General features: G+C 42.0%; 13 protein-coding genes and 1 pseudogene. 7 read left to right on the top strand and 7 right to left on the bottom strand.

The window, feature by feature from the left end:
• The first annotated feature begins 177 nt into the window (after window positions 1-177).
• On the top strand, window positions 178-753 hold the full coding sequence (locus MKY42_RS31820) for a lysozyme (RefSeq protein WP_090902904.1): 576 nt from the start codon (window positions 178-180) through the stop codon (window positions 751-753).
• Between the two features lie 83 nt (window positions 754-836).
• Here MKY42_RS31820 and MKY42_RS31815 read toward each other — a convergent pair whose 3' ends face one another.
• Window positions 837-1,436, bottom strand: coding sequence for a hypothetical protein (locus MKY42_RS31815; protein ID WP_090902907.1), 600 nt, complete (start codon window positions 1,434-1,436; stop codon window positions 837-839).
• Window positions 1,437-1,778: 342 nt separating this feature from the next.
• Window positions 1,779-1,910: pseudogene (locus tag MKY42_RS31810) on the bottom strand (IS5/IS1182 family transposase); the annotation flags it as partial.
• A 146-nt stretch (window positions 1,911-2,056) separates the two neighbouring features.
• On the opposite strand from MKY42_RS31810, the gene MKY42_RS31805 reads away from it, so the two are divergent.
• Window positions 2,057-2,638 carry a hypothetical protein gene (locus MKY42_RS31805; RefSeq protein ID WP_090902909.1) on the top strand — a complete coding sequence of 194 codons (582 nt, stop codon included), beginning with the start codon at window positions 2,057-2,059 and terminating at the stop codon, window positions 2,636-2,638.
• Between the two features lie 200 nt (window positions 2,639-2,838).
• Here MKY42_RS31805 and MKY42_RS31800 read toward each other — a convergent pair whose 3' ends face one another.
• Window positions 2,839-3,756, bottom strand: a complete 918-nt coding sequence (locus tag MKY42_RS31800; protein WP_090902911.1) for a phosphatidate cytidylyltransferase — start codon at window positions 3,754-3,756, stop codon at window positions 2,839-2,841.
• Window positions 3,757-3,852: 96 nt separating this feature from the next.
• Between MKY42_RS31800 and MKY42_RS31795 the strand changes: the two genes are divergently transcribed.
• Window positions 3,853-4,392 (top strand): hypothetical protein, encoded by a 540-nt coding sequence (locus MKY42_RS31795; protein WP_076287277.1) that lies wholly within the window; start codon window positions 3,853-3,855, stop codon window positions 4,390-4,392.
• Between the two features lie 129 nt (window positions 4,393-4,521).
• Here the strand turns inward: MKY42_RS31795 and MKY42_RS31790 are convergent, their stop codons facing one another.
• On the bottom strand, window positions 4,522-4,983 hold the full coding sequence (locus MKY42_RS31790; RefSeq protein ID WP_310854222.1) for a VOC family protein: 462 nt from the start codon (window positions 4,981-4,983) through the stop codon (window positions 4,522-4,524).
• A gap of 161 nt (window positions 4,984-5,144) precedes the next feature.
• Here MKY42_RS31790 and MKY42_RS31785 point away from each other — a divergent pair, with 161 nt between their 5' ends.
• Both MKY42_RS31785 and MKY42_RS31780 read left to right on the top strand, forming a co-directional pair.
• Window positions 5,145-5,579, top strand: a complete 435-nt coding sequence (locus tag MKY42_RS31785) for an Lrp/AsnC family transcriptional regulator (protein ID WP_099857887.1) — start codon at window positions 5,145-5,147, stop codon at window positions 5,577-5,579.
• 182 nt (window positions 5,580-5,761) lie between these two features.
• Entirely contained in the window at window positions 5,762-6,910 is a 1,149-nt protein-coding gene (locus tag MKY42_RS31780; protein ID WP_090902919.1) for a glycerate kinase, read from the top strand.
• A gap of 91 nt (window positions 6,911-7,001) precedes the next feature.
• Here MKY42_RS31780 and MKY42_RS31775 read toward each other — a convergent pair whose 3' ends face one another.
• Window positions 7,002-7,394: a helix-turn-helix domain-containing protein gene (locus tag MKY42_RS31775; protein WP_090902921.1), complete on the bottom strand. Its 393-nt coding sequence runs from the start codon at window positions 7,392-7,394 to the stop codon at window positions 7,002-7,004.
• A gap of 235 nt (window positions 7,395-7,629) precedes the next feature.
• On the opposite strand from MKY42_RS31775, the gene MKY42_RS31770 reads away from it, so the two are divergent.
• The gene (locus tag MKY42_RS31770) at window positions 7,630-8,373 is read left to right on the top strand and encodes an SDR family oxidoreductase (protein WP_090902923.1); all 744 of its coding nucleotides are present in this window, start codon (window positions 7,630-7,632) and stop codon (window positions 8,371-8,373) included.
• 269 nt (window positions 8,374-8,642) lie between these two features.
• Window positions 8,643-12,248 (top strand): DUF4073 domain-containing protein, encoded by a 3,606-nt coding sequence (locus MKY42_RS31765; RefSeq protein ID WP_339847537.1) that lies wholly within the window; start codon window positions 8,643-8,645, stop codon window positions 12,246-12,248.
• Between the two features lie 328 nt (window positions 12,249-12,576).
• On the opposite strand, the gene MKY42_RS31760 is transcribed toward MKY42_RS31765, so the two are convergent.
• Entirely contained in the window at window positions 12,577-13,686 is a 1,110-nt protein-coding gene (locus MKY42_RS31760) for a response regulator (RefSeq protein ID WP_090902927.1), read from the bottom strand.
• Entirely contained in the window at window positions 13,683-16,724 is a 3,042-nt protein-coding gene (locus MKY42_RS31755; RefSeq protein ID WP_339847532.1) for an ATP-binding protein, read from the bottom strand. The genes MKY42_RS31760 and MKY42_RS31755 overlap by 4 nt, the downstream gene beginning before the upstream one ends.
• Window positions 16,725-16,749 lie beyond the last annotated feature (25 nt).

The following is a 16,749-nucleotide window of genomic DNA, read 5'->3' as shown; positions in this document are numbered from 1 at the left end:
GATACTTGTGAATTGAAATAAAATTTGGAGCGTGGTTGTAAAAAAAGAGACTCATTTCTCTTTATATATATGTGAAGGCAATACGGCATTGCAGAAAACTTGGGAATGGTTGTTCTGGCTATGATTCCTCCTTATTGCTCTCATAACTAATAAAAATAACTTTAGGAGTGATTTATTATGGCAAATCTAAGCGCTAATGGAGCAACTTTTATGAAAGGGCATGAGGGACTTAACTTAAAATTCTATGCCGATCCAAAAGGTTTTCCAACAGTTGGATATGGACATCTGATAACAAAGTCTAAAACATACACAAAAAATACAACTTTAACCCAGGCACAAGCTGATGCTCTATCTAAATCTTTGGGACTCAGTTATACTTCTCCAATTACTCAATCTCAGGCAAATACATTCTTTACCAATGATACTGCAAGTGCTGTAGCAGCAGTAAATAATGTAACCCTTCCTGCAGGTATGTCTCTTTCACAAAATCAGTTTGATGCACTTGTTTCGCTCACTTTTAATGCAGGTGCTGGGGTGCTCAATACCAATGACGTAAAAAGTCTGCTTGCGTACAAGCTAATCTATTCATCTTTTCAAGGTCCACGTTCTCAAACAGAACTTGATAATTGTTCAAAATTAGTAAGCAAAGCATTTTCATATGATATAAATTTGCAAAGACGAAGAAATGAAGAAGCAGAACTATTTTGTAAAGGCTCGGGTTATACTCATAAATATCCAGTATATACACTATAGTTCAATCGGTTTACGGCATAAACAAGAAAGGTCAGCCTAAAGAGGCTGACCTTTCTTGTTTTGAAAATATAACCTTAATTCATTTAATCATTAATTTTTTTGAGCTCAAAAATAGTTGCCTCTGATAACAAGATAAGCCTATCGTTATTAACAGCTAAAAAGCTTAAACCTACAGGTATGCTCATTTTTGTAGAAGGGTCACTTATATCTATTGCCTTTACCTCATCATTTATATTTAAGTCTGGAATTTGAATTTTATACAATCTATAAAAAGAGGTAGAGTTATAGCATGTCGCTATATTCTGATATAATGGATTCTTCAGCTCATATTGATAATCACTATAGTTTTTTAGTCCTTTTGATGAAAAAAAGTCTTTTTCGATTACAATTTCATCCCCGATAAATTTTTGCCCTGTTGGATATTCAGAAGCATCATTATAAGAATTTGCAAACCCAAGGTGCTTCTTAACTTTCCAAGTTCCGTAAATAAATTTTTCAGTTTCACTATCCAATTTTACACGTCCTTGCGAACAATACTCGGAGGTGCTAGCTGGACTGGTAGACTCCTTTGCTTCAGGTTTTGGCTCACTAGATGCATTTGAACTTGAAGTCGTTTCAACCTTTCCACAAGCTGATGCTAACATCAGCATTATCATCATACAAGCCAATAATGTTTTTTTCATATCTCACACTCCTACTATAAAGTTATGTTTTCGCATGTTTACTCGCTTGATAACTGAGTTAATCCCCGTATGGATTAAAATCTCCTGTTCCATTGTTTTTTATATCACCATGTGCTAAAAGCTACTTCCATACAGCGAGTAATCCTTCACTGCTGTATAACAAATGGGGGATGCATTTTCTTTATTTTTCGATGTCGCTCATTTTTCAACAATTTATTCCCCTTTTATCTACCTAGCAGAAATTATATCAGAGCAATTTAAGTGATGAATGACATAAAATTAACATTATTTATGAATAAGGTTAACTTTATGTTATCTAGATCACAATATTAATTCGAAATGAAGTGGGTTTCCGAGCGCATCAACTACGGCATGAATTTTGGTGCTTAGTCCTCCCCGGGAACGTCCGATCGCTTGCTTTGCCCCTTTTGCGCCTGATCCATGCTGGTGAACACGCACAATCGATGAAATAATCGAGCTAACTTATAACTCATTTACATAATATGGAGCTTAATGTGAGACGATATGGTGTAGTAATTACTATAGAAGGTGCTGAATGGAAAGTTCTCTTTGGATGAATGCATCGTGCTTGTTACTTTAGATCAATGGAGGGAGTTCCAATGATGAAAAATAATAAAAATAAATCTATACTCTGGGTGTCTGCTCTATGTATTCTGCTGTTGACCAGTGCATGTGGGGCGAAAAACAACAACGAATCCGTACAGGAACACGCCTATCCACAATCAAAGCAGCCCATAGAGGAAGCGGGAAATAGTTCCATTCCCAATATTGAAGCCAAGAATAACAATAATCAGGCGAGCGAAAGTGGGAATGAAGGCAAGCCTACGGCCCAATCAAAATCCTCCGCTGATGCGGAAGGACAGGTCATGATCGTCATTGACCAGACGGATAAGCCGTCCGAGGGCAATAGCTTTGATTTTGCGATAAAACAAATTCCTGAGGGCTATGCTTTATCCGAGATGCGCTGGACGTCCAACACGGTAACGATTGTGAATTCCTACAAAGAAGCGATCGAGCATGGCGCAAATGGAAAAGAAGGGTTTTATATCAGTGGTGACGGGCAATTCTCCGGATTTATCTATTCGGATGAGATGAAGGGTGAACGCGGCAAGGCGACGTTTGTGTTTACCAATGAAGAGGGGAAAGAAGTGACCTCGGAGAAGGAAATTAAATTAAAATAATCAGGCAAGTCATAGTGTGTGCCGTGTCTCTGTTAATTCAATGGAAAATGAAACAGACAGATTATACGTCCTCTTCAACTCTCCCATAAATGAGTAAAAGCAGCCGTCATGGCTGCTTTTCTATTTATGGCGCGAGCTCACACTTTATTCAACTAGACTGGTGCGTCCAGCTCTCGTATCTGTAACAGATACTGCTGCTCCTACATGAAGTCGAAGAAATAACGCACCACGTGGAACATGACCGGAGAGGTGTACGTCAGGCTGTCGACCCGGCTCAGGTAGCTTTTTTTCAGCGCATCGAACTTATTGTCATCCCCGATTAACAAATCACGCTTCAGAACAGAAACCGTCAGACTTCCGAAGAACCCAGCCAGAGCGATTAACACACCGATGAAAAGCGCGAAACGTGCATCAAACGGAGTCAGGTAAGGGTGAATGAAATAAGAGGCAGCGGTGGTTACAACGAATGCACAGGCGAACCCTTCCCATGTCAAAAAAGGATTGGCCGTGGGCACCACTTTGCGTTTGCCCAGATAGAGCGAGGCCAGATAATGCACCACATCATTCAGCTGGGTTAACACAACCAGGAACAGGACCAGCTTTGAGCCATATTCCGGTGTTGCGAACGGGAAGTAGGCCAGATGACTAAGTCCAAATACCATCAGCATCAATCCCCATTGCGTCGAGCTCACACTGCGCAGGAAACCAACCGTTCCCTTATTAATCAGACGTGGCAGGGGCAGCACCAGGAAGACATATAGTGGAATAAACACAATAAACATCCCATACCATCCAATATAGATCCAGTAGAACTGTACCGGAATCGCCAGATACGCCCATAGAAACAACCTGCGATCCGCTTTGCGGGTACTGCGGATCATGGAGAAGTACTCTTTCAGCGCGAAAAAGGTAAGTACCATGAGGGAGATCAGGGAGACAATCGGATTGAAGAGAGTGGCGAGGCAGAAAATGACCAACATGCCCCACCAGGTTTTGATTTTGTTGCCAATGCCCGAATAATCCTTGTCCGGCTGAAGCTTCGTAATGATTTTGTACACGATATGTATGACCAGTAAAGCAATAAAAATCAGTGTTAAGGTAAAGAGTGAACTGCTCAAGTACAATCACCTGCTTATCCAGAAGTAAGATTCCAATATAGGGTACCTATGTTATTATGAAGGAATAGTACCAACTTGATAAGGGGAAATTTCGTTATGACAGAACCACGCTCCATCTATATCCTGCTTACGAATACGGGAACGTTGTTTACCAAAGTCATTCAGAGTTACACCAGAGCACCATACAATCATGCCTCCATCTCATTTGACCGGGAATTATCCGAGCTGTACAGCTTTGGGCGCAAGCATCCCAGCAATCCGCTGAACGGCGGGTTCGTGAAGGAAGATATTCAGACAGGTACATACAGTAAGTATCCAAATACCACATGTGTGATTTATGAGCTTCAGGTGACGGAGCGTGAAGTGGAAAAAATGAAACGAGTGCTGCACATCTTCATTCGCAGCCGCCAGAAATATATGTACAATCTGCTTGGTGTGATTGGCATTACGTTGAAGGAGCCAGTAGAGTTCAGCAACTCCTACTTTTGCTCGCAATTTGTTGCCGAGATTCTGCAACGTTCAGGCATCAAGCTGTGGAACAAGCTGCCTGCGCTGGTGACCCCGGATGATTTTCGCCAAAGTGAACAACTGCAGCTGGTGTATGAAGGGAAGTTAAGCGATTATACGCCGGATTGAAGAGAGGAAATGAGGGCAAGGAGTATGTCTTATGCCCATACGCTCGCTGTCCTATTGCTCAAATAACATAGTATAAAACAGCCTGCCGCCACGGATTTCCGTGCAACAGGCTGTTCGGTTTGTGTAACGCTAGATAGATGATATAGAGGAACGGTCAAAATCAACCTCTTCGAGGAATTCGATCACTTCACCATTCGGGCTATGCACAACCGCATTTCGAACTTGAAGCGGGGGTTCACCAAGTGAGATCCAATCGGGTTGAATATAAGGTTTAGCACCATGAGCAAGCGCTCGCTCGTATATCTCTTCCACATGGTCTACGTAAAAGGCGAAATGCAGCAATGCCCCATGCCTCACTGCTTCCGGAGAGTCTGCTGGTTCGCCTTCTGCCGCGATTACGGCTCCGGGGTCAAACAGTTCAATGCAGGTGCGTTGATCCGGTGAGATCAGCATGCACGCCTCGGTAATTTGAAAGGCGGGCAGACTCCAGGAGTGACCAACTTTAAATCCTAATACATCGGTATAGAATGAGAGGGTATCCTCATAATTACGTGCTTGAATGGCTACGTGAGCAAGTCCGTTTACACTCATGATCAACACTCCTTCTTCAGATTGTTTTCTAAAGTATAAAGGGAACGCTGCATTGGAACCATGCGATATCAAAGGATATAATGGGGTGAGAGTTGTAATTTATAAGCTCTTTTATCCAAAAAAACTTATTAAATTAGCCTGATGCTCAGGAGGGACTACAAATGGGTTATGTTATAGATGAGATCGACCATCAAATTATGCGACTGCTGCAGCACCATGCACGCATGCCAATTGTACAGATTAGCAAAGAGGTGAACATGTCCCAACCTTCAGTCAAGGAGAGAATTCTCAAACTGGAGGAAAATGGGGTCATATCGGGATATTCAACCATCTATGATCTGGCCAAACTAAATCGTGGGACAACGACTTTTATTTTACTCAAAACAGAGCATTGTGAGGAATTCGTTCACTTCTGTGAACAGGCTATTGAGGTCACGGATCTATATCGGATTAGCGGTGAGTACAATTATCTGATCAAGGTACAGACGGCAACCATTGAAGAGCTTGCTGAGTTCCAAGACTCGCTTGTGAAGCTTGGTCCATCCAAATCCCATATCAGTATGAAAAATATAATGGAACACCGTGTGCTGCTCTAGGAAGCAGCGACGCACGTTAGTGTAATGGTGGCAGGATATTCGGTCTTGCCACTATTCATTGTGCATATGCACAATGAATTTCGTCTGATCATCAATATTTATTTGGCTCACCAGCAACTATAATGAAAGCGTGTTCAACAAAAAGGATCTATCCTTTAATAACACGGATGGGGTGGGAGAAGATGAGAGAGACAACATTTGTACTGGCACCGGATTCATTTAAAGAGAGCATGACAGCGAAAGAAGTATGTGTGGCGATGGAAAAAGGATTGCGTAAAATCTACCCAGCCGCCAACTATGTTCATGTACCGATGGCTGACGGAGGCGAAGGGACCGTGCAGTCGCTGGTGGATGCTTCTGGCGGTGTAATTCACCAGAGAGAGGTAAGCGGGCCACTGGGACAGCCTGTACTAGCGCAATATGGCATTCTGGGCGATGGGTTAACCGCGGCGATTGAGATGGCATCAGCGAGCGGCATTCATCTGGTGACCAAGGAAACCCGGAACCCACTTCGCACGTCAACCTATGGCACGGGAGAGCTGATTCGGGTGTGTCTGGATCAGGGTATTCGCAAAATCATTATCGGAATCGGTGGTAGTGCGACCAACGATGGGGGTACAGGCATGGCCGAAGCGCTTGGCGCGACGTTTCTGGATGCGCACGGACAGCCACTTGCAAGGGGAGGCGGCGCACTTGACCAATTGGCGCATATCGATGTGTCCGGCTTGGATGAGCGATTGCAGGATGTGGAGCTCATTGTCGCCTGTGACGTAACTAATCCGTTATGCGGAGATCATGGCGCTTCACGGGTGTTTGGGCCGCAGAAGGGGGCTACACTGGAGATGGTGCAGGTGCTGGATGCGAATCTTTCCCATTATGCGGATGTGGTGAAGCAGCAGCTGCACAAGGATATACGTGATGTGCCGGGTGCAGGTGCGGCAGGTGGTTTGGGCGCAGGGCTTTTGATTTTTACACAGGCTGTGTTGCGTAAAGGAATTGAAATTGTCATTGAATACACTGGATTGCGTGACAAGCTGGTACATGCGGATGTGGTGTTTACGGGCGAAGGCGGCATTGATTTTCAAACGAAATTTGGCAAGACCCCTTACGGTGTAGCGCGGGCTGCCAAGGAAGCAGGCAAGCCGGTTATCGCCATTGCAGGTTACGTTGGTGAGGGGATAGATACGTTGTACACTGAAGGCATTGACGCGGTGTTCGGTATTGTGCCGGGTGCGGCTGATCTGGAGCGACTTCTGCGTGAGGGCCCGGAGAATGTGGAGCGTACAACCGAGAATATTGCGAGAGTGCTGAAATTGGGTCTGATTTCTTAACATTCTGTGGTTCGGTTATGCGGGGTAGCCTGTTCATAACAGATGGCAATACTGGCGTCCTGTCTGATAACAGAGAGGAAGGCATGAGTTTTTATTCAGTTTTCGCTTCGTTATGTGATTCCCCGACTAATTTCTCCGCAGTAAATATTTGCTTGGTTCCGTTCAAGTATTCCAGATGTGCCTTGCCCCAGCCGCACATGCCATCCAACAGTGTACCAATCGTCTGCCCGTGTTCGGACAGGCTGTACTCGACCTTCGGTGGAACATCGCCATAGAGAGTGCGTACAATAATCTGATCGTGTTCCAGCTCGCGAAGTTGTTTCGTTAACGTGCCCTGCGCTACATCGGGAATCATGCGTCTTAGTTCACCAAATCGCTTCGTGCCTTCCTTCAATAAAATAAACAGAATAAGCGGTTTCCATTTTCCATTAATGGCTTCCAACGTAATGAGTACACCTTGTAACCGTGGTTCCTGTAAATCCATAGTATTCACCTCGATTTAAATAACGATATGTAACTCCATCATACCTGATTTTTTCGCGTTCCGCTTGTTTGTCTATGTGAATTGGGCAGGAATAACTGTGTCATCTGGTTCCCATAGTACGAATTTTCGTACCTGGTACGATCCAATTGCGTACTGTTCAGGGCTAATCTTTTCAATAATAATGAACAAATGCTAGAAAAACGAAAGATCCAGCTATACGAGGGGAAGATGCAGAATGAGTCCATTTACATTGGAAAATAAACGTGTCGTGATTATAGGAGGAAGCTCTGGGATTGGGTTGGCAACGGCAATTCAGGCTGCTGAAGCTGGTGCACATGTAGTTATCGCAGGTCGATCGGAGATCAGGCTGGAAGAAGCGAGGGAACAGATTGCTCAGATCGCAGGCAAAGCCAAGACTGGTGCGGTGTCCATCGAAGTTTATATGTTGGACAATCAGGATGAACAGCAAATCGAACAATTTTTCAATCAGGTTGGCGAGTTCGATCATTTGTTCACCCCTGGAGCTGCATACACCCGTGGCCCGTTAATTTCAGATCGGGAGACGGCCGAAAGCTGCTTCAAGGGCAAGTTCTGGCCTCAATATTTTGCTGCCAAATACGCAGCTCCATATCTATCAGCTTCGGGTTCGATCACATTAATGTCGGGCGGATTTAGCCAACGCCCACTGGAGGGCGGTGCCTCTTACGCTGCGTGTAACGGAGCAATTGAAAGTCTGGGCAAAGCACTTGCAGTGGAGCTTGCGCCTGTTCGCGTGAATGTCGTATCCCCCGGAACCATCTGGCGTGAGGGACAGGAGGGTACACCTCGCGGCGAACATTTCAAAGACTATGAGAAACTGTCTGTACTCAAGCGTGTGGGCTATAATGAGGAGATTGCACATACGGTTACGTACCTAATGACGAATACATTTACGACAGGAAGCACATTGTTTGTGGATGGAGGATATACGATGATTTGATGCGTCTACCTGTTTGTTGTGGCAAGGAGCGGTGAAGGGTTGCAGAGAGCGTGAAACTTATCTTAAATTTTGTGCAATGTAGGTCTCTATAATTACTTGCAGCAGTAAAAATGATGAATAATGACGAAAAATATTTGAAATCCGGTCTGTTTTTCACCTGCAGGCCGGATTTTTTTCCGTTTATTGGAGTGGATGTTCAGAATCCGTTCAGAACTGTGTACTACAATAGGCCTATATTTTGAGAAGTGAGATGAGGGAGGAAAGAATATATGCAATACAGGAAGTTAATAAGTGTGTTGCTCATTTTGGTGTTAGTAGCTCCATGGTTGGCAGCACCAGCAGGAAAGGTAAATGCAGGGGCATCGTATCCGGTACCAGGGAATAATGGTCTATTAACGATAAAGTATGTGGACGAGAACTCAATAGAACTTCAGTGGGAGTATGCACGATCCGAATCTTCTACCCCACCTGATGTAAATTACCAGGTTTACATATCTAATGCTCCTGATCTTACAGACATGCAACAAATTAGCGGAACATCAGGACATTCCTACGGTGATCCTATTAATGGTTCAGAATCTACAACTGGTACATATTCAAAAATAATTACAAATCTAATCGAAGGCGATACGTACTATTTCAATGTCGTTGTTAAAGATCGATATTTGGAAGCTGCATATCAAATGCAATCCATTGAATTCACTGTGCAGTTGAGTGCACTGGATCAGTATAATGAGCTCAAAAAGAAAGCAGACCGGGGTAACAGCAATGATTTTATCCAAGAAGCTATCTTGCTGCTTAGTAACAAGCAATTCATTGAAACGCCTGATTTTGAATCTTTGCCTGCAGAAGATCAGGAGGCTATTGCAGAATACTTATTAGATATCGAGGCGCCAACAAGCAAAGGATATGAGAACAAGGAGCAAGTTGAGTTCTTTGTGCAATTAGCTCTGACAGCTCTTGAAGTGACTCGCCAAATCGATGGACCGAATGCAGTAGTTGCACTTAATGACCTGTATAGTAAGCAAGCAGAAAGAATAAATCATTTTGATTTTCCGAGTGCTGAAGCTAATTTCTATCAACTTATTGCTGCATATCGCTCTGCTTCCGAGGTAGATAAACGCACAACGGCTTATCTATACGAACTTAAACTCAAAACAACATCTTCCATTTCAAGTGTTTTGAGGTATATAGACACAGTTGTGGAAGAAACACCTTTCATTAATCGTGCAAACACCACTGAGGAAATGGTAACGTCACTGGATAAATTAAATACAATTCATAAGAATATTCTGACTTATAACGAAGCGAATCCAGGAAATTCGATAACGAGCTTCGCTTTGGATACAAGAAAAATGGATAACCTGACGCAAGAACAGAAGGAGCAGTTGGCTGATCAAATGCTTACTGAGAGACCGATTGGTGGATATACCAGCTTTGAAGCCATTCAGAACGCGTTTAATCAATTTTTCCCTGGAAATGAAGCTGATGCATTGGCTGCTGTAAATACTGCAAGGGTCGACAAAAATATAGACGCTATGCGTCTGGCTATGGAGAACCAGGAGTTAGGTATTGATTTCCCCAATGAATATGGTTCTTTATCTAAGCAGGTCAAAGATTATGTGGCTGGGTTCCTGATTGATAATATCAAGAAGAACTATGAAAGTAAGGAACAGGTTCAATATATGATTGAACTTGCTGTACAAGCTCAGTTGATCTGGGAGCAGAGAGGGTTGGGCGTACTTCAGGACAAGCTGGACCTATTTGCGCAGAAACTGTCTGAAGGACCCGATCATTTTAAAGACCCTGAGACAGATATGCTTCGTCTTGTTGGAAATCATCATCTACAATTAAGCGAAGTAAACAAACCAATTTTCGCTTTTAAGTACCTGCATTTATTGGGATTGGAACGCATTGCAAAACAGGCTCAAGTAGAGATTGCAGATCCGCGCTTTCTGCTGGCACTGCTATCAATGCCTTTCGAACCTATCGAGAATGCCACGACTATAGATCAGATGAATCAATGGCTTGAGACAACCATGAATGAACAGTTTAATGGACACAACTTCTTTGACCAATACAAATTCAATCTTACAGGTGAACTTGATTTGTCCAAAAGAGCTGAACTTAGCCCGGAAGGCAAAAAAGAACTGGCAGAATGGGTGCTTAATGAACAAGACCGCTACGAGGATGTTGGGAATCTACAATATGTGATCAACCGATTCTTTACGGCCCCGAATGTAACGGGAAATGACATCAACAACACCATAATTGGCTTGGATGACACGATGGAGATTTCTCTTAACGGCAAACTGACCTGGATTGATGTTGCCTCTATGCAGAAATTTGATTTTAGCGGTGACAAAACGGTATGGGTTCGTCACAAAGCCATCAGTGACTTATTGCCAGGACGCGCGGTGAAGATTGTCTTCACGGCAAATGGCGATAGCAATAACGGAAATGGTAGTGGTAATGGTTCAACACCTAACTCGGGTGGAAGCACAGGTGGTGGAACGTCCATAACTGCACCGGTAACCTCCATGCCTACGCCAACAACCAAGCAGGAACAGATCGTCGTTGATGTGAACGGGGTTAATGGAACAAACCTGACCAAAACGCCAATTACACGTACAACCGAGGCCGACGGCACGATCAAGGACCTCGTGAAAATGTCTGAGGCGAGTGCCAAGGAATCGGTGGAAAAAGCGAAGCAATTAAACATGAACACGGCACGCATTATCATCCCTGACGCCAAAGATGCTGTGTCCGAGACACGCATTGAACTGCCAAAAGCAGCGGTGAAACAGCTGAATGATGGTGGGCTTAACCTTGAGATTTCCACAGAGAACGCTATTATCTCGGTTCCAACGAAGTCAATTGCCGGATTCGACCAGGATCTGTACTTCCGCGTTGTTCCGTTGAAGAAGGAATCCGAGCGCAAAGAAGTGGAAGAACGTGCGAAGAAAGAGCAGTTGATTCAACAGATTACTCCAAATTCAAACGTGAAAGTACTGGCTCGTCCCGTTGAAATCGAAACAAATATGCAAAGCCATGAAGTAACACTGACATTGCCGCTGCGCGACAGTCTGCCAACTGACCCTGCTGCCCGCCAGCAAGCTTTGGACAACCTGGCTGTGTACATTGAACACAGTGACGGTACGAAAGAGTTGATTCAAGGCAAACGGGTGAATCTCAGCGATTCCAGTGAAGGCATCAAGTTTACAGTTAACAAATTCAGCACGTTCACGCTCGTTGTGGTGGATGGACTGAAAGCTTCTCAAGGCTCGCACAGCCCGTATATCAACGGATTTGGTGCGGATTTCCGTCCGGATGCATTCGTAACCCGTGCGCAAATGGCAGCAATGCTGGCTCGTAATCTGTCTGATGAAGTGGGAACCGCATCTGCGAACGTTGTAAACTATGACGATGTATCTGCAACTCATTGGGCAGCAAGCGATATTGAAAAAGCGCAATCCGCAGGCATTATGAACGGTATGAAGGCCACTCAATTTGCGCCAGAGGGTTCAATTACCCGTGCACAAATGGCGACCATTGCATACCGCTGGATACAGAAACAAAGCGCAGACGCAACAAACAGCACAACACAAGCAACAGGTGGTGCTGGATTTACAGATGTGTCCGCTGACCTTTGGGCTTCTGATGCAATTGCCTACGTACAATCGGCTGGCCTGATGACCGGATATAACGATGGTACATTTAAACCGGACAGCCAACTGACTCGTGCTGAAGCCGTGAAAGTGCTAAATGTACTGTTCAAACGGACGCCGGCAGCAGGCGTAACTACGCCAACTTTTACAGACGTACCTGCAACACACTGGGCTTATGCAGACATTGAGGCTGCGGCACAGAAATAAGATAACCATATCTATAACAAAAGGGGAGCCCCAACCATGAAGACATAGCGGGGCTCCCCTTTTACTCGTCTATAGCCAGAACAAGTTTTGTGGATGCAGCATTGCTCACTGAGCTGCTTTTTTTAGTTTAACGAACTTTCGAGTGGAGAAGATGTGAATCTGGACTCACTCATCATTTGGATCGTGGAGCTCAGCATGCTTCCAAAGAGTGCCGTAGCAAACTCAGAGTGTATGGTATGAAAGCGGGTATGAGCAGGCTGGGAATCTGTTATGACAATGCCTGTATTGAAGCTTTTCACATCATCGTTATCTTGGTCTTTACTTTAATTTATACATTGACCAAATATTCATTATATCTTCTATGAATCCTTTCGGGAACAGAGAGACCAATTTCAGCTAGTTTTGCTTGTATAGTTTCAAAGAATTTTAAACAATCTTGTTTTTTGTTTTGTTCAATTAAGAATTCCAACAATAAAAACATATATTGCTCATTGAATTCATCCAATTGTAGCATCATTTGTAAAGAATTGAATTTTAATAAGGAATTAACTGAGTTTGTGCTAGTGACATATTGTTCAAGTGCATGCAGTACACCTTGCTTTAACCGGAGTCTTATTTGAACAGCCCATAAATAATCTTCCTCCACTAAATAATCTCCCTCATAGCAATTCATTAACTGTTGAATAGATTTTTCATCATGTTTTTCCCGTTCGAGCAATTGAATGAGCTCCTCATAATCACTTTCAATTTCAGCATTTAGTTGGTAGTGATTATTCACTAATTGAATCGGGTCTTGTATTCCCTTTTCTTTTAAAAGCTTTCTCAATTGATAAATGGAGGTATGTAAATTACTTGAGGCCTTTTCAAAGTCCAAATTTATCCATAGCTCTTCTGAGATGATGGCATTTGACATTGGTCTTTTTTGATTAAATAATAAGAATAAAAAAAGTTCGCGTACTTTCCTTGTACGCCATTTTACTACCTCTTGCTGAGGATCAAGCAGATAAAAACTGCCTAAAGTATGAGCGTAGAACAGGCTTTTTTTATTCATAGGGGGCACCTTAACTTGTAATTGCGATTTTTTCTGTGCTTTTGTTAGCGCTTTAATCAAGCGCTTTTCATGTACGGGCTTTAATAAATAATCGGTAGCCTCTACTTCAAAAGCATCCACTGCAAATTGCGAATGTGCTGTCACAAAAATGATTTGTAAGGAGGGGTGTTTTTGTAACATTTGTCTAGCTATTTGCATACCGTGCACATCGATCATTTCGATATCCAGGAATACAAGTTCAATGGCCTCTTTCTCCAGAAAACCAAGGGCATCTACTGCATTTGTAAATGTCCCTTGGATTGAAACCTGGAATTGCGTTAGCCGTTTAATCATAATACTTAATACATCGATTGCCATTTTTTCATCATCAACAATAATTATGTTCATGCTCCACCACCCTCTGGTAATAAAACGACAATAGTTGTTCCCTTTCCTTCCTCGCTGTATAGACGTAAACTTGCATTTTTCATTAATTTGAATTTCTTTAATGGATTCATAAAACCAATACGTGTGCTTTCTTCATTAATCAGCTTCTGAAGTTTTTCCTCAGGAATACCTACACCATTATCATAGATTTTAATTCGGACAAATTGGCCTTCCCGTTGAATACTTACCTCAATTGTACCGCCTTCTTGTTTCTTAGAGATCCCATGGAAAACAGCATTTTCAACTAATGGCTGAATGGAGAGTGCTGGAATCATAAATTGAATGGACTCGTCAATATCATATTTAATATTTAAACGATCACCAAAACGCATCTTTTCAATATATAAGTATGCCTTGACAAGCTCTACCTCTTCTTCGACAGAGACAAAGCTATTTCGGTAATGGACATTGAGTTTGGCACGGAAGTAGGTTGCAAGACAGTAGAGTGCTTCTCGTGTGTTGTTCATATCCGTATAGCTTAAACCAATAATTGTATTCAGCGTGTTGTAGACAAAATGCGGTGTGACCTGTGAATACAAATAATTCAGTTCTACTTCAATTGCATCAATTGAAGATTGACGGATGGCTAACAGAGATTCAATACGAATAAATAGTTTATCCATTAAAATAGGTTTTTGTAAGTAATCATTTGCACCAACTTGTAAAGATAACACTAAATCAGAATGCTTCATGATTGCTGTTAAGATAATAATCGGTAGTTCCAACATATCATATTGTTTTCGTACTTGCTTACACAGCTCATAACCTGACATTCCATTCATCATTAAATCGATTAACATACAATCTACCTGATTCGTCTTAATATAGTCTACTGCATCGAAACCATTATCTACTGCAATTACAGTATATCCCTTAAGTCGTAACGCCTCGGCTAAAACTTGTATATTGACATGGTTATCGTCCACCACAAGTATCTTTTTATTATTTCCTTTATACATGAGTGGCAATTGAAGCTGTAATTCTTTGGTTCTATGCCCGGTAGATGATTGCTCAATGCTCATATGCTCTCCATTAGCAAGTGGCATTGTAAATGTAAATGTAGTACCTTCTCTTACCGTACTTGTAACATAAATCTCGCCTGTTAACTTTTCGACAATGTTTTTAGTGATACTTAATCCCAAACCGAGCCCTTCTTTTTTATGATTATTTCCTTGATAAAAGGCATCAAAGATACGGTCTATATCTGGTGCCGGAATACCACAGCCTGTATCTCTTACTTGGATGACCATCTGATGTTGATGGACATAGGCTTTCACAATGATTTCTCCAACTTCTGTATATTTAATGGCATTGTGCAGCAAGTTGTATAGAACCTGCTTAAAACGTAATTCGTCTGTGTACATATTCGGTAAATTCGAACCAACCTCTGCATCAATACTTACTAGGTGATTCATTGGCATCACACTACGAATTTCTAACACAACTTCCGTAATAACAGAGGGTGAAACACTAGAAGGGGCAACCCTTACTTCTCCTGTCATTTGATTCGAAGAGAACAACAAATCCTCTACTAAATGTCCTAAACGCTGAGTCACACTATGAATTAAAATGACTTGCTCCTGTTGAGTCCGTTTTAGAGGGCCTTGAGCTCCTTCCATTAAGGACTTTGATAAATTTAAAATACCGTTAAGGGGTGTCCGTAATTCATGAGAAGTTTTCAGTAAAAATATATCCTTCATTTGATTATGTGTGAGCAATTCCTCTGATAAGGCCTGGATTTTTAAAATAGTCTGGTTTGCACGGGAATTTAATAACGAAGCAAATCCGAATAATATTAGTAAAAATAATGCGAATTCTGTGTAATCTATGGGAACGCCCATTATAAAGTTAAAAGTCAGTAAAATGGTATAACAACTAATAGCCGAAATCACGATTAGAACATAACGAACGCCTTCAAGGTGATGTAACATTACTTTAATAAGAGTCCATAGATTATAGAATATGACTGGAGCCGTAACACAGATATATGCCATTTTTCTAAGGAACAACTCCAAATCTGAAGAAGCTCTGTGATTTTGGGTAATTGGGTTATAAATACCATAAAAAATAATTACAACCCCAAGTAAAATCATAAACATATATATTGTTTTTCTTCTTTGTACTTGCGGGTACATGGAATGAATAAACAGCGTTAAAGTTAGTAGCGCTATCGGAATAATACTGAGCTGTAGACGCAATTGATTGAAGGGGGAGATATCGGGAAATAACAGGAAAAACACTTTTTGATTAATAAATGACATATACAGTCCCAATGAAATGGTAAAAAGACCAAAAAATAATTCTTCTTTGCGTTTACGATTCTGTAAAAATGTAAAGATATAAATGATTCCGAACAACACATGCCCAATAGATACTAATGCGTCTAGAAATACTTTCCAACGATATTGGTGCTGGATGACTTCCATCGTACCAAATTCAATAGGATAGACAATACCAGCCTGTGGGGAATTATAGTTGGTTACATGGATAACAATATTCAGTTCTTTATTTTCGCTACGAGCAAAAACTGTATATTTATCATCATTCTCGGACCCATATTCACTTAAAACTGTGCTTGTCTTCCCCTTTGCTCCTACCTCTACATCATTTATAAACACACGATTCGCTTGACGAATAGTCCGTATAAACAAACCGTAGAACCCCTCCGTTGGTACATGTACCTTGACATAATAGGTCCCAACTGAAATTCCCTCTTTGTTGGGCTCTACATACTCTCTCCAGTTAAATGGCACATCAAGTGTGATTCGTTTATTCTGATCGTTATTGATCTGTTCCAAAGAAGGAATTAAAACATTTGGATAAAAATACCAATTACCTTCCAGCTTAACCGGTCTTTGTAATTGCTCAGTGGATATCGTTACCGTTCCATCTTGTACAATTTTGGAATGGTTACTGGTAATATAATGCCAATTGCCAAGTGAAAAGACACTAACAAACAGCATGATAATACTCAAAATGATTAGGATATTCCTTTTCACTATCATGCCTCCATATATGAGTGAA

Source organism: Paenibacillus sp. FSL W7-1088, assembly GCF_037969855.1.
Taxonomy (GTDB): domain Bacteria; phylum Bacillota; class Bacilli; order Paenibacillales; family Paenibacillaceae; genus Paenibacillus.
Note: the sequence above shows the minus strand (reverse complement) of the source record. Positions and strands in the feature narration are given on the sequence as shown.